Source organism: Agrococcus lahaulensis DSM 17612 (assembly GCF_000425105.1).
GTDB lineage: Bacteria > Actinomycetota > Actinomycetes > Actinomycetales > Microbacteriaceae > Agrococcus > Agrococcus lahaulensis.
Genome location: NZ_AULD01000005.1, coordinates 665,932 through 686,387, shown reverse-complemented (window position 1 = coordinate 686,387; position 20,456 = coordinate 665,932). Strand labels below are relative to the sequence as shown.

Annotated in this window: 18 protein-coding genes; 10 read left to right on the top strand and 8 right to left on the bottom strand. The window is 69.7% G+C overall.

Features of this window, described 5'->3' with window-relative positions; all coding sequences use genetic code 11:
• Window positions 1-16 precede the first annotated feature (16 nt).
• Window positions 17-1,810 carry a GmrSD restriction endonuclease domain-containing protein gene (locus H508_RS0103915; RefSeq protein WP_035253754.1) on the top strand — a complete coding sequence of 598 codons (1,794 nt, stop codon included), beginning with the start codon at window positions 17-19 and terminating at the stop codon, window positions 1,808-1,810.
• Between the two features lie 1,018 nt (window positions 1,811-2,828).
• Here the strand turns inward: H508_RS0103915 and H508_RS14400 are convergent.
• Window positions 2,829-3,908, bottom strand: coding sequence for a LacI family DNA-binding transcriptional regulator (locus H508_RS14400; protein ID WP_035253752.1), 1,080 nt, complete (start codon window positions 3,906-3,908; stop codon window positions 2,829-2,831).
• A 163-nt stretch (window positions 3,909-4,071) separates the two neighbouring features.
• Here H508_RS14400 and H508_RS0103895 point away from each other — a divergent pair, with 163 nt between their 5' ends.
• The 5 genes from H508_RS0103895 to H508_RS0103875 all read left to right on the top strand — a co-directional run bounded on the left by H508_RS0103895 (window position 4,072) and on the right by H508_RS0103875 (window position 8,798).
• Window positions 4,072-4,923 (top strand): ABC transporter substrate-binding protein, encoded by an 852-nt coding sequence (locus tag H508_RS0103895; protein WP_026373100.1) that lies wholly within the window; start codon window positions 4,072-4,074, stop codon window positions 4,921-4,923.
• A gap of 69 nt (window positions 4,924-4,992) precedes the next feature.
• Window positions 4,993-5,781, top strand: coding sequence for an amino acid ABC transporter permease (locus tag H508_RS0103890; protein WP_026373099.1), 789 nt, complete (start codon window positions 4,993-4,995; stop codon window positions 5,779-5,781).
• A complete protein-coding gene (locus tag H508_RS0103885; RefSeq protein ID WP_026373098.1) occupies window positions 5,778-6,548 on the top strand; it encodes an amino acid ABC transporter ATP-binding protein in 771 nt (256 codons plus the stop codon). Before H508_RS0103890 ends, H508_RS0103885 begins: the two co-directional genes overlap by 4 nt.
• Window positions 6,548-7,600 (top strand): Gfo/Idh/MocA family protein, encoded by a 1,053-nt coding sequence (locus tag H508_RS0103880; protein ID WP_026373097.1) that lies wholly within the window; start codon window positions 6,548-6,550, stop codon window positions 7,598-7,600. Before H508_RS0103885 ends, H508_RS0103880 begins: the two co-directional genes overlap by 1 nt.
• A 31-nt stretch (window positions 7,601-7,631) precedes the next feature.
• Window positions 7,632-8,798, top strand: coding sequence for an NAD(P)/FAD-dependent oxidoreductase (locus H508_RS0103875; RefSeq protein ID WP_026373096.1), 1,167 nt, complete (start codon window positions 7,632-7,634; stop codon window positions 8,796-8,798).
• A gap of 90 nt (window positions 8,799-8,888) precedes the next feature.
• Here the strand turns inward: H508_RS0103875 and H508_RS14395 are convergent, their stop codons facing one another.
• Complete coding sequence (locus H508_RS14395) at window positions 8,889-9,731, bottom strand: nitrilase-related carbon-nitrogen hydrolase (protein ID WP_051222633.1); 843 nt, start codon at window positions 9,729-9,731, stop codon at window positions 8,889-8,891.
• Between the two features lie 142 nt (window positions 9,732-9,873).
• Between H508_RS14395 and H508_RS17510 the strand changes: the two genes are divergently transcribed.
• From H508_RS17510 to H508_RS14390, 4 genes are read left to right on the top strand one after another with little or no spacing between them, the layout of a single operon-like run.
• The gene (locus H508_RS17510; RefSeq protein WP_026373095.1) at window positions 9,874-10,107 is read left to right on the top strand and encodes a hypothetical protein; all 234 of its coding nucleotides are present in this window, start codon (window positions 9,874-9,876) and stop codon (window positions 10,105-10,107) included.
• Window positions 10,104-11,549, top strand: a complete 1,446-nt coding sequence (locus H508_RS0103860) for a purine-cytosine permease family protein (RefSeq protein ID WP_026373094.1) — start codon at window positions 10,104-10,106, stop codon at window positions 11,547-11,549. Before H508_RS17510 ends, H508_RS0103860 begins: the two co-directional genes overlap by 4 nt.
• Window positions 11,546-12,637, top strand: coding sequence for an alcohol dehydrogenase catalytic domain-containing protein (locus H508_RS0103855; RefSeq protein WP_026373093.1), 1,092 nt, complete (start codon window positions 11,546-11,548; stop codon window positions 12,635-12,637). The genes H508_RS0103860 and H508_RS0103855 overlap by 4 nt, the downstream gene beginning before the upstream one ends.
• 24 nt (window positions 12,638-12,661) lie before the next feature.
• Entirely contained in the window at window positions 12,662-13,291 is a 630-nt protein-coding gene (locus H508_RS14390; RefSeq protein WP_051222632.1) for a TetR/AcrR family transcriptional regulator, read from the top strand.
• Window positions 13,292-13,316: 25 nt separating this feature from the next.
• On the opposite strand, the gene H508_RS0103845 is transcribed toward H508_RS14390, so the two are convergent.
• Genes H508_RS0103845 through H508_RS0103820 form a run of 6 tightly spaced genes read right to left on the bottom strand, consistent with a single transcriptional unit; the run spans window position 13,317 to window position 20,445 of the window.
• A complete protein-coding gene (locus H508_RS0103845; RefSeq protein WP_035253750.1) occupies window positions 13,317-13,622 on the bottom strand; it encodes a putative quinol monooxygenase in 306 nt (101 codons plus the stop codon).
• Complete coding sequence (locus H508_RS0103840; RefSeq protein WP_084155008.1) at window positions 13,619-14,215, bottom strand: glycerol-3-phosphate responsive antiterminator; 597 nt, start codon at window positions 14,213-14,215, stop codon at window positions 13,619-13,621. The genes H508_RS0103845 and H508_RS0103840 overlap by 4 nt, the downstream gene beginning before the upstream one ends.
• Before the next feature lie 10 nt (window positions 14,216-14,225).
• The gene (locus H508_RS0103835) at window positions 14,226-15,758 is read right to left on the bottom strand and encodes an FAD-binding oxidoreductase (protein ID WP_026373090.1); all 1,533 of its coding nucleotides are present in this window, start codon (window positions 15,756-15,758) and stop codon (window positions 14,226-14,228) included.
• Window positions 15,755-17,473, bottom strand: coding sequence for a glycerol-3-phosphate dehydrogenase/oxidase (locus H508_RS14385; RefSeq protein ID WP_245569437.1), 1,719 nt, complete (start codon window positions 17,471-17,473; stop codon window positions 15,755-15,757). Before H508_RS14385 ends, H508_RS0103835 begins: the two co-directional genes overlap by 4 nt.
• Before the next feature lies 1 nt (window position 17,474).
• On the bottom strand, window positions 17,475-18,998 hold the full coding sequence (locus H508_RS0103825; protein ID WP_026373089.1) for an FGGY family carbohydrate kinase: 1,524 nt from the start codon (window positions 18,996-18,998) through the stop codon (window positions 17,475-17,477).
• 10 nt (window positions 18,999-19,008) lie between these two features.
• Window positions 19,009-20,445, bottom strand: a complete 1,437-nt coding sequence (locus tag H508_RS0103820) for an MFS transporter (RefSeq protein ID WP_026373088.1) — start codon at window positions 20,443-20,445, stop codon at window positions 19,009-19,011.
• Between the last annotated feature and the right edge of the window lie 11 nt (window positions 20,446-20,456).

Genomic DNA, 20,456 nt, shown 5'->3' with positions numbered 1-20,456 from the left:
GCTCGAGAGGATTCCGATGACCCACACGGTGACCCAGCACTCGATCAACACCATCCTCGGTTGGGTGCAGGGCGGTCAGATCGCGATTCCCGAGATCCAGCGGCCGTTCGTGTGGTCATCGACGAAGGTGCGCGACCTGATCGACTCGCTCTATCGCGGCTACCCCGTCGGCTACCTCATCACCTGGAACACGCACGACGTAAAACTCAAGGACGGCAGCAGCCCGGTCGCGAAGCAGATCCTGATTGATGGGCAGCAGCGCGTGACCGCGCTCACCACCGCGCTCGTGGGCATGCCCATCGTGGACAAGCAGTATGCGCGCCGCCGCATGCAGATCTCGTTCAATCCGATCGAGGAGAGGTTCGAGACGTACTCGCCGGTGATGCGCAACGACCCGACGTGGATTCTCGACATCGCCGAGATGATGTCTCCTACCGCCGGAATCACGCTCGTACCGCAGTACCTCTCCCGCAACCCGAGCGCCGACCAGGACGTCGTCGTCGCGAACATCGCGAGACTGCTCGAAGTCAAGAACCGCCAGGTGGGTGTCATCAACCTCGACGCGGAGCTCGACATCGAAACGGTCTCCGAGATCTTCGTGCGCATCAACTCCAGTGGTGCGCGCCTCACACCAGCCGACTTCGCGATGAGCCGCATCGCGTCGTACGGCGAGCGCGGCTCGACGCTGCGTAAGCAGATCGACTACTTCTGCCATCTCGCGGTGGCGCCAGCGGCGGCGGACGCAATCGAGCACAACGACGCTGCGTTCACCCGGACCAGCCATTACCGGCGCATCGAGTGGCTCCGTCGTGACTCTAGCGACCTCTACGACCCGAAGTACCAGGACGTTCTGCGCGTCGCCGGCTTGGTGGGCTTCCAGCGTGGCCGTATGGCTGCAGTCGTGAGTGCCCTCTCCGGCACGGATCCAGCGACGAAGCGTCCAGTCGAGGGCCTCGCTGATGAGTCGTTTGATCGTCTCGAGGGTGCACTGGACGCGATCACCAACGAGCACGACTTCAAGCAGTTCCGCATGATCCTGAACTCGGCGGGCTACGTGTCGTCGGGGCTTCTCACGTCAACGAACGCCGTCAACTTCGCCTTCGCGCTCTACTTAGTCCTGCGTCGACAACAGTTGTCGCATCCGGTGATTCAGAGCGTGGTTCGACGCTGGTTCGTCATGTCGATGCTGACTGGCCGTTCGTCTGGGTCGTTCGAGACCCAATGGGATCTGGACCTCCGCCGCATCGAAGAAGTCGGAGCGGAGGTGTACCTCGACTCGATCGAACGGAGCGAACTGAGTGAGGGCTTCTGGGAAGAGGCGCTTCCACTCAGCCTGCGCACCTCCAGCGTGCGGAGCCCATTCTTCACTGCCTTCCTCGCATCTCAGATACGCGAGAACGATCCGGGCTTCCTCTCCGACAGCGTGACTGTCGCCAGCATGCTGGGTGATACCGGTCAGGGCGATATCCACCATGTGTTCCCCAAGGCCTATCTCGTTGCCAACGGTATCAACGACCGCACGCTCGTTAACCAGGTTGCCAACTACGTTGTAGCCGAAACGCCGGTGAACATCCGTATCGGAAAGCTAGCACCGGCCGAGTACATGGCGCGGGTGCGGGATCAGATCGCAAGCGGCACGCTCGATCTCGGCGGGATCGCCTCGGACGAGCAACTGACGCGCAACCTAAATGCGAACGCTTTACCTTCGGATCTGGCAGAGTTCAACGCAGCGTCGTATGCCCGCTTCCTTGACGCCCGACGAAGGCTGATGGCGGAACGGATTCGACGCTCATACGAAGCGCTGCGATAGCGCCTCGCGAATGTCACCCGGTTGAGCGCTGTTGCACGAACGCGCGCAGCGCAGCGGCGTCGACGCCCACCTTCCCACGGAGCACACGTTCGAGCTGCTGATCGTCCCCGGCGATCGCCGCGCTCAGCGGTGCCGGAAGCGGCCTCGCGATCTCGGGCGGCCAACTGGTCTTGACGGCGTCCGCCGGGGCCGCGGCAGCTCCATCTGTCAGAGTCGCCGCGGGCTCCTTCGCCGCTGACGCGGCGGCCTTCCCCACCCTCTCCTAGCGTGCCGTAGGACACCTTGCATTGCTTTACGGCTACGACCCCGAGGAGCCCGAAGAAAAGTTCTTCATCCTTCCGTGGTCAACGCCGGAGCAGCGCTGTCGGCGTCCGCGAAGACGGCAGCATTCGCCGACCTGTCGCGCCTAACGCAAGCGCGGTGCGCGGAAAGACGTGGGAGACGCTCAACCAGTCGATTATCTCGCAGGTCGCCACGCAGTTCGCGAAGGTCTTCAACATTCGGCTGACGAAGATGAGTTTGGGGAAGTTCGTGCCGGCCCCGGGATCGTTCTAGGCGGAGCGCCCAACTGGGCGGCGCTCGAAGGCATCGTCGATACCGCCGACCTGGCGTATCGACGGCGCCTGCTCCTTGAGAAGCACGGCAGCTCGCCGACGACGAGCTCATCACCGTCGAGTTTGTGCGCGTGGACAGTGAAGCATCGGACGAAAGGATCAGCGTGATTGGGGCGATCGCAGAAGCGGTAGGCCCGGACTTACCCTAACGCGCGCCGCGGTGGCTCGGCTGCCTCGAGTCACACGGCGAGCGACAAGCGGGCTAACAGTGGCGTGCGCGTCGACGCGGAAGAAGCACGTTTTCGCGCCGCCGTCTCCAGTCCGGAAGTGGATCGCCGCAGTCGCGGCAGGGAGGTCCGACCGGGACCATCATGGAGCGGCGCGGGCAGGTGGTTAGCTCGTCCCGCTGGAGGTCGAAGCCACTCGCGGACGACATCCTCCTCGCGTAGTTTGAGGACCCGCACTCATCCTGGACTGGCCGGCGGTGCGACCGATTGCCGCTCGACGAGGTGCTGCTTGAGCACCCGCGTCACCGGTGGGCGGCCGTCGCCTCGCACGCGGCGGATGAGCAGCTCCGCCGCCTCGGCGCCGATCTCGTGGATCGGCTGCGCCATCACCGTGATGCCGGGCGTCGCGACGCCCGTCCAGTCCGCGTCGTCGAACGCGACGAGCGAGAGATCGCGCGGGATCTGCAGGCCGAGCTCGCGCGCGGCCCGGAAGACCCCGAGCGCGATGAGGCTGTCGGAGGCGACGATGGCAGTCACCGCTTCAGGGCCCGTGAGCAGCCGTGTCGCCATCCGCTCGACGCCCTCGCGGCGGGCGTTAAGGTGCACGTGCCGCTCGGGGTGCTCGATGCCGCCGGCGGTCAGCGCATCGAGGAAGCCCTCGATGCGCTCGGCGACCGACGACGTCGCTACCACGGCGGACCGGTCGAAGTCGGTCGGGTGCGTCATGGTCGAGATGAAGGCGACCCGCCGGTGCCCGGCGTCGACGAGCAGCGAGGTCAGCTCGCGTGCTCCGCTGCGGTTCGCGGCGATGACGCTATCCACTTCGACGCCCTGCGCCGTGCGGTCGAAGAGCACGAGCGGCCGTCCCGCGTCGACGACGGAGCGCAGGTTCTCGGTCTCGACCGAGGAGGCCGAGGCGACGAGGAGCCCGTCGACGCGCTTCGCCAGCTGGACGCCGATCGCCTTCGCCTCGGTCTCGAGGTCCTCGTCGGAGTTCGAGAGGATCAGGTCGAAGCCGGCCGCCGCCGCCACGTCGGCCGCGCCGCGCGTCGCCTGCGCGAAGAACGGGTTCTCGATGTCGCCGACGACGATGCCGAGCGTGTTCGAGCGGCCGGTGCTCATGGTGCGGGCGAGCGCGTTCGGCCGGTATCCGAGCCGATCGGCGGCGCCCAGCACGCGGTCGCGCACGGCGTCGCTCACCGCGCCGTAGTCGCCGAGCGCGCGGGCGGCGGTCGCCTTCGACACGCCGGCCGCGACCGCGACGTCGCTCACCGTGACCTCCCGCCGCCCGTTGCCCGTGGCTGCCGGTTCGCTCACCGTTCCTCCGATTCGAGTGTTGACGTCTCGCCGTGTCGTGCCGTACTGTCCCAGCAAACGGGTTGAGACCGGTCTCAACATAACCGAGTGAGACCGGTCTCAGCAACGGGACCAACAGCATCCGATGCAGCACCACCGGCGTTGCACCATCGAGAGGACCACCATGAAGCTCCGCCCCAACCACCGCCGCACGGCGATCGCCGCCGTCGCGGCGGCCGCGGCCCTCGCGCTCGCGGCCTGCTCGGGAGGCTCGCCGAGCGCCTCCGAGTCGGCGACCGAGGACAACCCCTACGGTCTCATCACGCCCGGCCAGATCCGCGTCGCGAGCCTGGGCGACGCCCGGCCCTACACGTTCACCGACGAGTCGGGTGAGTTCACCGGCTTCGACGTCGAGCTCTTCACCGATGTCGCCGAGCGCATGGGGGTCGAGGACGTCGTCTTCACCGGCCAGGACTTCTCGGGCCTGCTCGCCGCGGTCGCGAACGGGCAGTTCGACGTCGGCGTCGCCGCGATCGGCATCACCGAGGAGCGCCAGCAGACCGTCGACTTCTCAGACGGCTACCTCGCCGGCTACCTGACCGTCATGGCGAGCCCCGACGCGGGCATCGCCGACGAGGCGGACCTCGCCGGCACGCGCCTCGGCGTCGTGCAGGGCACGCTGCAGGAGGCGTACGCGGTCAACAACTTCACCGACACCGAGCTCGTGCGGTTCCCCGACAACAACGCGGCGATCTCTGCCGTCAACAGCGGCTCGATCGACGCCCACTTCCTCGACTACGAGGCGGCGAAGGAGTACGCCGAGCAGTACGGGCTCGAGAACGCGATCGACATCCCGTCGTTCGACGCGCCGGCCGGCTTCGCGATCGCGAAGAACAAGCCCGAGTTCCAGGCTGCGCTCAACGAGGCGCTCGCCGCCGCGATGGAGGACGGCACCTGGAAGGAGCTCTACGAGAAGTGGTTCCCGGGCTCCCCCATGCCCGAGCAGTACCTCCCGTCGAGCGAGCAGTCCGAGTAATCGAACCCTCGGTGTCCGGTGCGGCCTGACCGCGCCGCACCGGACACCTCAACTGCAACGGAGCACACCATGGACTGGCTCGACAACCTCATCAAGACCTTCCTCGACTTCGAAGCCATGTGGCTGGTCCTCCCCCAGCTACTCGGCGTCGGACTCGTCAACACGCTCGTCATCTCGCTCGCGGCGACCGCCATCGGCGTCGTGCTCGGCATGATCGTGGCGATCATGGGCATCTCGCCCTCGAAGTGGCTGCGGGTCCCGGCTCGCGTCTACACCGACATCTTCCGCGGCCTGCCCGCGATCCTGACGATCCTGCTCATCGGGCAGGGCTTCGCCCGCATCAGCCAGCAGATCTTCGGCCCCTCCCCCTATCCGCTCGGCATCCTCGCCCTCAGCCTCATCGCGAGCGCCTACATCGGCGAGATCTTCCGCGCCGGCATCCAGAGCGTCGACCGCGGGCAGCTCGAGGCCTGCCGCGCCCTCGGCATGAGCTACGGGGCCGCCATGCGCCTCGTCGTCGTGCCACAGGGCATCCGCCGTGTCCTTCCCGCGCTCGTGAACCAGTTCATCGCGATCGTGAAGGACTCGAGCCTCGTCTACTTCCTCGGCCTGCTCGTCACCGAGCGCGAGCTGTTCCGCGTCGGCCAGGACGCGGCGGTGCTGACGGGCAACCTCTCGCCGCTCGTGCTCGCGGGCGTCTTCTACCTCGTGATCACGGTGCCGCTCACGCACCTCGTGAACTACTTCGACGACCGCTTCCGCACGGGCCGCCGCAAGCCCGCACCGCCGAAGAGCGGACTCGACGAGCTCGAGGAGCTCACGCCCACGCCGGCCCTCACCTACGGGAGCAACACGTGACCTACACCACCCCCGTCCCCATCACCGACGGACACTTCTACGCCGGCTCGAGCCTCGAGCTGCGCGACCTGACCATGGCCTACGGCGACATCGAGGTGCTCCGCGAGGTGAGCCTCGAGGTCGCGCCCGGCACGACGACGTGCATCATCGGGCCCTCCGGCTCGGGCAAGTCGACGCTGCTGCGCGGCGTCAACCGGCTGCACGAGCCGAAGTCGGGCGACGTGCTGCTCGCGGGCGAGAGCGTGCTGACCCAGAAGCCGGATGCGGTGCGCAAGCGCATCGGCCTCGTCTTCCAGCACTTCAACCTCTTCCCCGACCACACGGCGCTCGAGAACGTCGCGCTCGCCGTGCGGCACGTGAAGGGCCTCTCGAAGGCCGAGTCGCGGCGCGTGGCCGAGGCTCGGCTCGAGGAGGTCGGGCTCGCCGAGCGCGCCGACCACCGGCCGCGCGACCTCTCCGGCGGCCAGCAGCAGCGCGTCGCGATCGCCCGCGCGCTGGCCATGGAGCCGGAGGTCATGCTCTTCGACGAGGCCACGAGCGCGCTCGACCCCGAGCTCGTCAAGGGCGTGCTCAACCTCATGGCGCAGCTCGCGCAGCGCGGCATGACCATGCTCGTCGTCACCCACGAGATGGGCTTCGCCCGCAAGGTCGCCGACCAGGTCGTCTTCATGGACGAGGGTCGCGTCGTCGAGTCGGGCGCCCCGAGCGACCTCTTCGAGCACCCCAAGAGCCCGCGCCTGCAGCGCTTCCTCTCCGAGGTGCTGTGATGCCGGCGAGCACGCACGCGCCGATCCGCACGGCGATCATCGGCTACGGCACCTCCGGCCGCATCTTCCACGCTCCGTTCCTCGCGGCCGACCCCGACTACTCGCTCGACGTCATCGTGACGGCGAACGACGACCGGCGGGCGGCGGCGGAGGCGCAGCACCCGGGTGCGCGCGTCGTGCCGACTCCGGATGCGCTGTGGGCGCAGGCGGGCGAGCTCGACCTCGTCGTGATCGGCTCCCCGAGCGGCACGCACGCCGAGCTCGCGTCAGCCGCGCTCGACGCGGGGCTCGACGTCGTCGTCGACAAGCCCTTCGCGGCGACCGCCGAGGAGGGCGAGGCGCTCATCGCGCAGGCCGAGCGCCTCGGCCGGCGCATCACCGTCTACCAGAACCGCCGCTGGGACGGCGACTTCCAGACGCTCCGGCGGCTCATCGGGCAGGGCGCGCTCGGCGAGGTGCGACGCTTCGAGTCGCGCTTCGAGTGGTGGCAGCCCGAGCCGCGCGCCGGCTGGAAGTCGGAGGCGACCGTGGCCGAGGCCGGCGGCATCCTCTACGACCTCGGCACCCACCTCATCGACCAGGCGCTGCAGCTCTTCGGCGCGGTCGACGAGGTGTACGCGGAGGTCTTCCGCCGCCGCCCCGGCGCCGCCGCCGACGACGACGTCTTCCTCGCGCTGCAGCACGAGTCGGGCGTCGTGTCGCACCTGTCGATGAACGCGGTCGCGCCGACCTTCGGGCCGCGCTTCCACGTGCTCGGCGCCCGCGCCGCCTACACCTCGTGGGGCCTCGACGGCCAGGAGCCCGCGCTGCTCGCCGGCGCGCGCCCCGAGGACCCGGGCTTCGGCGAGACGCCCGAATCGCGGTGGGGCATCGTCGGCACCGACCGCGACACCCGCCGCGTGCCGACGCTGCGCGGCGACTACGGCGCCTTCTACCGCGGCCTCGCCGAGGCGCTCCGCACCGGCGGGCCACTGCCCGTCGACCCCGCCGACGCCGTCGCCACCCTCCGCATCATCGAGCGGGCGCACGCCACCTCGGCCGCCCTGCTCTGACCTCCCTCTCACCAGAAAGCGAAGCATCCGCATGACCACCTCCCCCTCCCACGTCGTCGTCCTCGGCGGCGGCATCCTCGGCGCCTCGACGGCCGCGCACCTGGCCCGCGCCGGCGCATCCGTCACCCTCGTGACCGCCGGCGCGCTCGCCGACGGCGCTTCGGGCCGCTCGATCGCGTGGCTCAACTCCTCCGGCGACCGCTCGGCCGCCTACCACTACCTGCGCCTCATCGCCCTCGACCGCTACCGCACCTGGAGCGCGCGCCACCCCGAGAGCAGCGCCTACCTGCGCTTCGACGGCGCGCTGAAGTGGGGCAGCGCTGACGAGAGCTTCGCCCAGACGTTCGCCTTCGAGCGGGCGGGCGGCTACGACGCGGTCTGGGTCGACCGCGCCGACGTCGCGGCGATCGCCCCCGACGTCGACCCGGATGCCGTGGCCGACGAGGGCGCGATCTTCAACCCGGGCGAGGGCTGGGTCAACCTGCCCGACCTCATCGCCGCGCTCGTCGACGAGGCGGTCGCGAACGGCGCTCGCGTGATCGAGCAGGCCGGCGACGCGCGGGTCGACGTGCAGGGCGGCACCGCGATCGGCGTCGTGCTCGGCGACGGCACCCGCATCGCTGCCGACCGCGTCGTGCTCGCGACCGGCGGCTCGGTGCCGGTGCACCTCGCGGCGCTCGGCGTGGAGGTGCCGGATGCGACGCCCACCGCGTTCGTGCTCATCACCGAGCCGGTCGACGTCGAGGTGCGGACGGTGCTCAACACGCCGCGCGTCGCCGTGCGCCCGATGCCCGACGGCCGCCTCGTGCTCGACGCGGACTGGGCCGAGAAGTCGATCGTCGTCGGCGACGACGGCTCGATCACGGTGCCCGACGCATCCGTCGAGGGACTGCTCGAGGAGGGCTCGAAGGTGCTCGCGGGCAACCCGAAGCTCACCGCGCAGCGCGTCGCGGCGGGGCTCAAGCCGATCCCGGGCGACGGCGAGCCGGTCGCGGGCCGCGTGCCGACGATCGACGGGCTCTACACGCTCTTCACGCACTCGGGTGCGACGCTCGGCCTCATCCTGGGCGAGCTGCTCGCCGAGGAGATCGTCACGGGCACGCCGTCGCCGGTGCTCGCGCCGTTCACGCTCGACCGGTTCAGCGGCGACGAGGAGCGCGCGGAGGTCGGCACGGGGGCTTGGGCGCCGGTGCGCTGAGCGAAGTCAGCGCCGAGTGACTGAGGGCCCGGGGACGGAGACGATCGGCCCCGGGCTCGCGGCTGCGAGCGTGCCGATGCGAGCGGACGATCAACCTCGCGCGGACAGCCCCTGCCCCCGCTCGAGGTCGTCCAGGTACGTGTTGATCGAGCGTGCTCGAGTGATCGCGTCGCTCGGGACCTGCACGACCGCGACACCCGGCTCGTCACCGAGAAGCACTGCATTGTGCCCGAACGGCGTCGCGATGCAGGAGCCGCCCGTGAAGCCCGGCCCGCAGTGATTCGCGTAGGCGATGACGACGCCGTTCTCAAGCGCGCGTGCTGGCACCTGCAGGGTCGAGATCTGCGTCGCTGAGTAGTGCCACGCATCCCCCATCCCGTCGAAGCCCTCCTCTACGGTCGGCACGGCGGTCGGCACCAGCAAGATGTCAGCGCCCGCGCTGGCGAGCGAGCGGGCGAACTCAGGGAACTCGACGTCGTAGCAGACGCCGATTCCCCAGTTCGAGCCGCTCCAGGCGATGGGTTCACCGTAGGCAGCGCCGGGCGTCATCCACTGCTGCTCCGCGCCGCCGAACAGGTGCCGCTTGTGGATGCGACTGAGTTCCCGTCCGTCGGCGTCGAAGAGCGATGCCGCGATCCGATGCCGCGCGCCCGCGCTGTCGTCGGATCGGTCCGAATCGACGCTCGAGGCGACGACCGCGACACCGTGCGTGCGTGCGATGCCCGCGAGGGCGGTGCGGATCGCCGCGCCGTCGTGCTGCCACGCTCGGTCGGGCGCGTAGCCGGTCGCGTAGAGCTCGGGCGTCACGACGATTTCGGCGCCCTGTCGCTTCGCCTCGCGCACGAGGCTCTCGAGCGTCGTGAGGTTCCGGTCGACGTCGTCGATCACCGCGGCGCCCTGCGCGACGCCGATCGCGTGACTGTTAGTTCTCATCCGCTCATCATCCCTTCGCCCCGCGCCGCTCATGATTTCGCAGTTGACGACGGCGCCCGAGGTGCTCCAGTATGGCGCTAAACCCAATCGGATTCGGTTTAGTCGCTCGCGGCCAGCCGGAAGCATGGCGAAGGAGCCAGCGATGACGTCACCCCAGCAGCGTGCGAGCGCCGCGACCCTGCCGTTCGAGCGCACGCTCGCCGACGGCGGCACCGATCCGGCCGTCGCGGCCGAGCTCGAGCGGCGGATCCGCATCGTCGAGCACGATGAGCGCGACGACGCGTCGCGCCTGCCGATGTCTGCCCGCGAGCTGGTCGGCTACGTCGGCGTCTCGATCGCGGCGGTCGCCCTGGGCATCGTGGTGGTGATCCTGTGAGCGAGGCGACCAAGCGCCAGATCGACGCGAGCACCGACCCGAAGCTCGCTGAGGAGCACGTCTTCGGCACCTTCCCCTTGCTGAAGCGGGAACGCAGCTGGAGCGCGCTCGACTTCACGTGGGTCAACACTGCCCTCGCGATCGCCACCTGGGCCTTCCTCGTCGGCGGTTCGACGGCGCTCCTGGTCGGCTTCCAGGACGGCATCGCAGCGATGATCATCGGCAACGCCATCGGCCTGTGCTTCATGGTGCTCGCCTCGGTCGTCGCCTCGCAGCGCTGGGGCTCCGAGCAGTACACACTGCTGCGCGGCGCTTTCGGGGTCGTCGGCGTCGGCATCATCGTCTTCACCGTCATCCTCGTGACCGAGATGGGCTGGTCGTCGCTACTGGCAGTCATGGCGGGCCGCGCTACGAGCCAGGTGGCGTCCACCGTCGCGGGCACCGACCTTGGCCAGTACGGGCCGGTCGTCACGATCGGCGGTCTGGTCGCGATCGTGATCGCCTGGTGGGTGCTGTCTCGAGGCCCGGTCACGATCGGCCGCTTCAATGCCGTGATCGCGCCGGGCCTCGCCATCATCACGGTCGTGATGATGGTCTTCCTCGTCGCGAACACGTCATGGGACGCCCTCGTCAGCGCCTCTCCCATCGCGCCGTTCGAGGACGAGACGCTCAACTTCATGGTCGCCGTCGAGTTCAACGTCGGCGTGGGCGTCTCCTGGTACCCGGTGATGGGCTCGCTCGCTCGAATGACTCGGAGCCGGAAGGCCGCGCTCTGGCCCGCGTATGGCGGCTTGCTCATCGCGACGCTCATCGCTCAGACCGTCGGCATGGCCGCGGCGCTCACGCTCGGTGACTCCGACCCGACCGTGTGGATGGTGCCGTTCGGCGGTGCAGTGCTCGGCGTCGCCGTGCTCATCTTCATCGCCTTCGCCAACATCACCTCGATGTCGTCGATCGTCTACTCGACGATCCTTGCGATTCGGCAGTCCTCCGGGCGGGCGCTGGCGAAGGTCCCCTGGAAGGTGCTCACCGCCTCTTTCTTCGTGGTGCCGGCGATCATGACCTTCTTCCCCCAGTTCATGTACGAGCAGTTCATGGTGTTCGTGTCGCTCTCAGGCGCCTTCCTCACCGCCATCTGCGGCGTCGCCCTCGCCGACTACTTCGTGCTGCGCAAGCAGCGCGTCGACCTGCGTGAGCTCCACCTCGCCCAGCGCGGGACCCTCTACGCCTATCCAGGCGGGATCAACTGGGCCGGTCTCATCGGGCTCGCGGTCGGCGCCGCCTTCTACCTGTGGCTCTACAACCCGATCACGCTCGAGACGCAGGGCGTCTTCTCGTTCATCACCGCCTCGCTGCCGGCGGCGATCGTCGCGGCGATCGTCTACCTCGCCCTCTCGGCACTCCTGAACCGGAGCCGCACGACCGAGGCGGCGCGCTCATGACCGCGACGCGTGCGGCCGTGTACGACGGCGACTCGCGGCTCGCGATCCGCGAGGTGACGCTCCGCGAGCCGGGACCGGGAGAGGTGCTCGTGCGCGTCGGCGCCTCGGGCGTCTGCGGCTCCGACCGGCATGTGCTCGACGGCGATTGGGAGATGCCGACGCCGACGATCATGGGCCACGAGGGCGCGGGCGTCGTCGAGGCCGTCGGCGAGGGCGTGCGCTCGCTCGAGCCGGGCGACCACGTGATCATGACGTGGTTCTATCCGTGCGGCTCGTGCACGAGCTGCCGCGAGGGCCGCACATGGGTGTGCACCGGCTCGCGCTCGGAGGAGTGCCTGCTGCCCGACGGCTCGACGCCCATGCAGCTCGACGGCACGGTCGCCTACCCGTACCTCGCGGTCGGTTCGATGAGCGAGCACATCATCGTCGCTGAGCAGGCTGCCGTGCGGGTGCCGAAGGAGGTGCCGTTCGAGGTAGCGGCGCTCATCGGCTGCTCGATCGCAACTGGCGTCGGCGCGGTCGTCAACGATGCCGCCGTGAGGCCCGGGCGCTCGGCGCTCGTCATCGGTGCGGGCGGCGTGGGCCTCAGCATCATCATGGGTCTGGCGCTCGCCGGCGCGAGCCCGATCATCGCCGCCGACGTCACCGAGGAGTCGCTCGAGCTCGCGCGGCAGTTCGGCGCGACGCACGTCGTCCGTTCCGGCGACGACCTGCCCGAGCGCGTGCGGGAGATCGTGCCCGAGGGCGCCGACTTCGCTTTCGAAGCGATCGGGCGACCCGAGACGATCGCCCTCATGCCCGCGACCCTCAAGCGCGGCGGCTCGGCCGTGGTCGTCGGGCTGCCCCCGCAGGACCGACCGGTCCCGATCGATGCGCTCGCGCTCGCTGAGGAGGGCAAGTCGCTGCTGGGCTCCAACTACGGCTCCACAGTGCCCGCACGAGACTTCCCGATGCTCGCGCAGCTGTTCCTCGACGGGAAGTTGCCGGTCGACCGGCTCATCACCAACCGCTTCGACCTCAACGGCGTCAACGATGCCTTCGAGCTCATGCGGGCAGGAGCGAAGGGCAGAAGCGTCATCCTGTTCTGAGTCCCGCGACCGGAACGGTGAGTCATGGCCAGGCCGAAGCAGAACATCCTCTCCCAGCGCGCGATCGCACGGGCCGCGCTCCGGCTCGTGGCGACGAAGGGGGACTTCACGATCCCCGGCGTCGCTGCGGCCCTCGGCGTCCATCCGTCGTCGCTCTACCACCACCTGCCCGGCGGCAGGCTGGCGATCGTGCACCGCATGCGCGAGGAGCTCTACAGCGAGATCGACCTCGAGCCGACGCTCGACATCTCGGTGCCGCCGCTCGAGCGTCTCCGTCGCTGGATGCGCAAGTACCGAGACGCTACTGCGCGGATGCCTGCAGTCGTGCCCGTGCTCGTGGGTGCACCCGTGCAGGATGCCCGGACGCTCGCGATCTACGAAGCGCTGTTCGTGATCCTGCGGGACGCCGGCGTGCCAGCGGCGCTGCGGGTCGCCTGCTCGGCGATGGTCGACGCGGTCGTGCTCGGTTCTGCGGTCGACGCGGGCTCGCCGGTGCCGCTGTGGCGCTCCGCAGGCCACGGATTCCGCGAGCTGAGTGAGGTGGCGGCGGCGGGCGATGACGAGGCGAGGGCCGAAGCGGGCTTCGAGCTCGCCGTCGAGGCGGTCGTGGCCGCGGTGGAGCGGGCGGCCAAGAGCGCGACCGAGACTGCCTGAAGGCGACGGCTCGGCAGGCTGACGCTCAGTCGATCGCGCCATCGCCCGAGTAGCCGACGACGTGACGGCTCTCGAGCATCGGGATGATCTGCATCTTGCCGATCGACGCGAAGTGGGCGCTCTCGCGGTGCGCGGTGAACGCATCCGCATCATCATAGACCTCGACGATCGTGAAGACGTTGGGGCGCTCGAGATCACGGGCGATCGAGTAGGAGATGTTGCCCGGCTCCTGCCGGCTTTCGGCCGCGAGCGTCGGCAGCAGCTGCGCGACGCGGTCGGCGGCCTCAGGCTTGGCGATGTAGGTGGCGATGACGATGTAGTGCTGGCTCATGATTGGTTCTTCCTGTAGGTCCAGAGCGTGCGCTCGCTGGTCGAGACGCCGGCCGCTCCACAGGCGATGGCGGCCTCGAGCGAGCGCTCGTTCGCGACGAATCCGCCGGCGATGACGGGCGAGATGCGCATCACCGGTTCGTCGAGGATGTACGGCAATACGGGGGCGGGCATGATCTGCACGAAGCTCGGCTGAGATCCCTCGAGCCCATGGGTCGATCGCGGCAGGTTCAGGCGGTCGGTGATGAAGAGCTTCTGCATCGCGAGCATGCCGTGCTGCTCGATCCGAGCGATCATCGCGGCCCGGGTGGTGACGACCCCGGCGGCACCGATCTTCGCGAGGAAGTCGATGCCGCCGCGATCTGGCGCGAGGCCCGAGACGGTGTCGGCGTTGATGAAGGCGAAGCGGTCAGCCTCCGCCATGCGGGCAACCACCGATTCGAGCCGGAGCAGCTCGCCGTTCGCGACGATGCAGACGGGCGCGTCGGTGTCGAGGAACTCGTCGACATCATCGGGCGAGAAGAGCGACGCGATCGCCGGCCGGGTGCGGAGCTGGGTCGACACCAGCAGCCGGCGACGCGTCAATGCACTCATGCTCGCGATGCTAGCGAGCGAGCCCCAGCTTGCCGGGGTTCAGGACGCCCTGCGGGTCGAGCGCACGCTTGACCGCCTGCAGCACCTCGAAGCCGCCCTGAAGCGACGGCTCCATGAACCGCGCCCGCAGCAGCCCTACGCCGTGGTGGTGGCTGAGCGTCGCGCCGTGGCGGATGATCACCGCGTTCGCCGCATCCCACGCCGCCTGGTACCAGTCGGCGCGGTCCTCGACCGCGACCTCGCCGCGCAGGCTGAAGTAGAGGCAGGCGGAGTCGACGTAGGCGTGCGACTGGTGCGCCGAGCCGGCGAGCGTGCCGGGCACCTGCTGCAGCGCATCGACGACCTCGTCGTAGATGGCCGGCAGGTCCCGCCAGCGGCCGATCATCTCGAGCGTGTCGGCGACGAAGCCGGGGCTCTTCTTGAAGCCCTCGGCGCTCTTGCCGGTCAAGTAGCGGGTGTCGAGCCAGCGCTCGAAGATCGCGTCGCTGTCGAGCTCAGCGCCGCCGACGCGACGGCACACGTCCTCGGCGATCGCCATTCCGGCGTCGACGAGCCCCTGCGGGCCCTCGTCGGCGATGAGCAGCACGTGCCGCTCGGGCTCGTCGAACTGCAGGCCGCTCTCGAGCGCGTCGTAGAGGCGCAGCGCGCCCGGCGTCGCGCCCTCCTGCATGATGAGCCGGCACGCCTCGAGGCCGTCGGAGAAGGAGTCGAAGCCGTAGGCGATCGCGCGGCCGTAGTCGGGCAGCCGCTCAAGCTTGAAGCGGATGCGCGTGACGACGCCGAGCACGCCCTCGGAGCCGATGAACAGCTGCATGAGGTCGGGGCCGACCGCGGCGCGGGCCGTGCCGCCGAGCGTGACCTTCTCGCCGTTCGCGAGCACGACGTCGAGCCCGACGACCATGTCCTCGATCTTCCCGTAGCGGGTCGAGAGCTGTCCGGCGCCGCGGCACGCGACCCAGCCGCCGACCGTGGAGATCGCGTAGGACGAGGGCCAGTGGCCCATCGTCATGCCGAAGTCGCGCTGGATCATCTCCTCGAAGAGGTCGCCGAACATGCCAGCCTCGACCTCGACGATCTGGCTCTGCTCGTCCCACGAGACGAGCTTGTCGAGCCCGCACACGTCGAGCACGATGCCGCCCGCAAGCGGGAGCGCCGCGCCGGTGACGTTCGAGCGGCCCGCCGAGACCGTGACTGGGATCCCGTGCTCGGAGGCGATGCACATCACGCGCTGCACCTGCTCCTCGGTCGAGACCTTCGCGATCACCGCGTCGATGACCGCCGGCGCACCGCTCGTCTCGGCGACCATCGTGCGCGCCCACCAGTCGCGCGTGCCGTGGATGACGCCAGCCTGGTCGGTGATGACCTCATCGGATGCGTCCCGCAGCTGCGCGAGCACCGCCTCCGGCACCGGGGTGGCGGCGAAGGCGAGCGACGCGCGCTCTGCCGGGGCCGGCGTCTCGGGCGCCCACGCCGGCTGCGTGGGCGCGCCGACCGTGTAGTTGCCGCGGTTGTACCCGCGCTTGACGGCTTCCTTGCTGATCATGCTGCTTCTCCGATCGTTGGGGTCTGCATGGCGGGCTCGGACCCGAGGAGGATGGCCTTCTCCTTCGCGGTCGCCGCCTCGTAGTCGTGCACCTGCCGGTCGCGCTCGGCGTCGCTGAAGCCCAGCTCGCGCTGGAGGAGCTCGGCGACGCGGGGCGCCGCGGCAGCGGATGCGTCGCGCGCCTGGATGCGGCTGCGGGTGCGGCGGCTCAGCACGTCGTCGACGCTGCGGGCGAGCTCGTGCCGGGCCGAATAGACGACCTCGGCCTCGAGATAGGGCAGGCCCTCGACGACCGGCGCGCCGAGCGACGGGTCGGCGGCGAGGATCTGGCTGACGAATGCCGACTCGGTGCCGTAGCGCTCGCCGAGGTGCGCGCGCAGGCCGCCGGAGGCGACCACCGCCTCCGGATCGTAGCCCGCAGCGCCGAGCACGTACGCGTCCTTCGTGCGCACGCGGCGGCGCTCGCCGAGGACCCGCTGGGCGGCGTCGATCGTCTGCTCCGCCATGTGGCGGGCGGTGGTGAGCTTGCCGCCGACGACCGTGACCAGCCCGTCCGGGTCGGTGCGGATCTCGTGGTTGCGCTTGACCTCGATCGTCTTGCCGCCGGGCGGGGCGACGAGCGGTCGGGTGCCGGCGATCGAGCCGAGCGCATCCTCGGGCTCGATGTCGACGTTGAGCGCGGTGCGGGCGCCGTCGAGCAGGAAGTCGAGCTCCTCGCGCGTGCAGTGCACGTCGTCGAGGTCGCCCTGGTAGTCCTCGTCGGTCGTGCCGAGGTAGGCGGTGTCGCCCCAGCGCGTGATCGTCGCGCGGCGGTTGCGGCCGGGCACCGGGATGGTGACGGTGCAGTCGTTCTGGATCTTCAGCCACGGCACGGCGACGTGCACGCCCTTCGCCGGGCGGATGTTGGGCGCGTCGACGTCCTTACCGGCGCCGTTCCAGTCGCGCAGCCAGGAGCCGACCGCGATGACGACGGAGCGCCCGCTCACCGCGATCTCCTCGCCGTCGACCTCGGCCGTGACGCCGGTGACCTTGCCGCCGCCACGCCGAACGTCCGTCACCTTCGCGCCGTTGAGCACGACCGCGCCGTGCAGCGCCGCGGTGCGGGCGATCGCGAGCGTGAGCCGCGCGTCGTCGGCGCGCGCGTCGAAGTAGAGGAAGCCGCCGTCGAGGTTCTCGGCCTTGAACGTCGGGCAGTGGGCGAGCACCTCGCTCTTCGAGAGCTTCTGGTGCAGGATGCCCTCGCGCCAGCCGCCGGCGAGGTCGTACGTCCACAGGAGGGACTCGAAGCCGGCAGCGAGGCGGCGGTCGAAGACGCCGTCGACGCTCAGCACGGGGAACAGGAACGGCAGCCGCTGCACGAGGTGGCGCGCGTTCTTCCGCAGCCGCTGGCGCTCGAGCAGCGAGTGCCGCACGAGGGGGAGGTTGCCCTGCTCGATGTAGCGGAGGCCGCCATGGATCATCTTCGACGACTTCGACGACGTGCCCGAGGCGAAGTCGTCCTTCTCGAGCAGCGCCACGCTGTAGCCGCGCAGCGCCGCATCCATGGCGGCGTAGGCGCCGGTGATGCCGCCGCCGACGATGATGATGTCGAAGCGCTCGCTGCGCAGCCGCTCGGCCTGGTCGGCACGCCGCAGCTGGAGCGGCTCGGTGATCGTCATGCGCTCGCGCGCGCGGTCGGTCTTGCGGGCCGGCAGGCCCACCGTCTTCATCTTCATCTCAGTCCCTCAGCTCCTGACCGGCGCGGGCGAGCCGCACCTCGAGTTCCACCCGGGCACGCCAGGCGTGCACCTGCTCGTCGCGCTCCGCGCGCGCGAGCCGCGGTTCGAAGACCGCTTCCTCCTCGAGCAGCGCGACCGCGTGCTCCAGGTCGGGCCACAGCGATCCGACGCCGCCGAGGAAGGCCGCGCCCCGCAGGCTCGCCACCTCGGTCTCGCGCAGCCGCCGCTGCGGCACCTGCGTCAGGTCCGCCTGCATCTGCAGCAGCGGGTCGCTCTGCGACAGCCCACCGCCGACGAGCATGCTCGTGACGTCGACGCCTGCGACCTCGGCGTCGGCCTCGAGGCTCCACGCCACCGAGTGCGCGATGCCCTCGAGCACGGCCGCGGCGACGTCAGCCTTCTTCGTCGAGAAGTCGAAGCCCGTGAGCATGGACTTCACGCGCGGCTCGACCACGGGCATGCGCACCCCGGTCATGGCGGGCATGAACTGCACCTGGCGCCGGCCCGAGGACTCGGCCGCCGCCGCGGAGATCGCCTTCGCGTCATCGAACCAGCCGAGCGAGCCGCAGAGCCAGTCGAGCGCGCTCCCGGTCGCCGCCGTGAACGTCTCGACCGTGAACAGCGAGCGCTGCTGCGCCCGCCACGCCACGAGCGATAGTGCTCCCTCGTAGAGACCGGGACGAGCCGGAGTCGCGTCGCCGATGTTGAGGTCGACGAACGAGCCCGTGCCGTGCACGCACATCGCGTCGCCGGCGGACACGGCCCCGAGGCCCACGAGCCCCGCATGCTGGTCACCCAGCACCGCCGTCACCGGCACCTCGATGCCGAGCACCGCCGGGTCGGACATGCCGAACGCGTCCTGGTCGTCGCGGAGCGCCGGGAGCAGCTCGGCCGGAAAGCCCAGCGCGTCGAGGTACTCCGTCGCGTAGCGGTGCTCGCCGATCACGTACGCGCCGCAGCTCGTCGCGGTCGTCGCGGTCGTCGCGAGCGGCCGGCCCTGCACGTAGTTCCACAGCAGCCAGCTCTCGACCGTGCCGAAGCCGAGCCGCCCGGCGCGGTGCGCCTCGCGCACCCGCTCGTCCGTCTCGATGAGACGGAGCGCTGTGACGTAGGGCGAGCGGACACCTACTGGGCGCCCGACGCGAGGCACGAGCCACGGGTCCCACTCCGGCGCGAGGGTCGCGAGCTCGTCGGCGTGCCGCGTGTCCTGCCAGACGATGGCCGGCACGAGCGGCTCTCCGCTGACCGTGTCCCACAGCACCGTGGTGGCGCGCTGGGTGGCGATCGCCAGGCCGACGATCGCCACCCCCTCTCGGGCCGCGTCCGCGACCGCGTGGTGCACCGCATCCGTCGTCTTCCTCAGGATCTCAGCGGCGTCCTGCTCGACGACGCGGGGGCGCGGCGACGAGACCGCGAGGCGCTCGTAGTGGAGCCCTCCCACGGTGCCGTCGGCCGCGACCCACGCGGCGCGCGTGCCGGTCGTGCCCTCGTCGATCGCGATGATGCCGCGACGGATGCTCATGCTCAGCCCCTCAGCGGACGAGCTCGGCGTCGCGCTCAGCGGCGTCGGCGAACTGCGGCGCGTCGAGCTCCTCGTCGGGGCTCACAGCGGCCTTCGTCGGCTCCCACTTGATGACGCTGCAGATGATGCAGGCGATCAGCGGCACGAGCGCGAGGATGAGGAACGTCGTCCCGAGGCCCAGCTGCTCGCGCAGGATCGGGAACACCATCAGGCCGAGCGCGGCGCCGAGCGAGCCGATGGCGCCGATGATGCCGTTGGCGCCGGCGCGGAGCTCGCTGCGGAACGACAGCGTCGAGAGGCTCTTGCCGTTCGCGCCCGGGCCACCGGAGTGGAACAGGATGAACAGCGACGGCACGATGAAGGCGAGCCACAGCGGCATCGACTCGAAGAACAGCCCGAGGATGACGAGCATCAGGAATACGGCGCCGAATCCGATCGCCGATGCCTTGCGGAGGCCGAGCTTGCCGGCGATGAACGACGACGAGAAGCCGCCGATGATGCCGAAGACGTTGAACACGAGCGTGCCGAGCGTCGCGAGCACGAAGTCGCCCTCGCCGAACAGCGCGATCGAGATGATCGGCAGGTACCAGCCGACGGCGAAGTACTGGATGGACTGCGCCATCTGCACGGTCGACGCGAGGATCGTGCGCGGCAGGTACGTGCCGCGGAAGATGAGCGCGACGTTCCGCACGCCCTTCGTGGCGAGGTTGACCACGGGGACGCGGTCCTCGACGGGAGCCGCTTCGAACTTCTCCTTGTAGATCTTGGTCATCGAGACCGCGGCGCGCTCGAGCCGCTCCTTGCGGGCCAGCCACGTCGGGCTCTCTACCATGAACGTCGCCTGGAGGATGAAGAGCGTGAGCGCGACCACACCGGCAGCACCGACTGCGTAGCGCCAGATCGCGTCGCCGACGTTCCAGTTGTAGAACATGATCGCGAGCAGCAGGTTCGAGCAGACAGCCGTGTACCAGATGCCCTGCCAGGTGTTGAGGCGGCTCTTGAAGCGAGCCGGCGTGAACTCGGCGAGCAGCGCCATCGCGATCGCGAAGTCGATGCCGTAGGCGGCGCCGACGAAGAAGCGGCCGGCGACGACGAGCTCGAAGGTCGGGGCGAAGGCGGCGATGCCGGCGCCCGCGAGTGCGAGCACCTTGGCGAGCAGCAGCAGAGGGATGCGGCCCCAGCGGTCAGCCATCCAGCCACCGATGGGATTGAACGCGAGCGCGACCCACGAGGCCATCGAAGTGAGGATCGCGATCTGCGTCGAGCTCAGCTCCATGTCGCGAGTCATCGGCCCGAGGCCCGCGCTCAGCGCGGAGTTGGAGAACGCGTCGAGGAAGAGCCCGCCGAGCGCGAGCCACCAGATGACGCCCGCCCGCCCTCGGATGCCGGTGCGGGAGTCGATGTAGGAGACGACGTCGGAGACGCCGTGGAGGATTCTCGTTGCCATGGGAAGTTGAC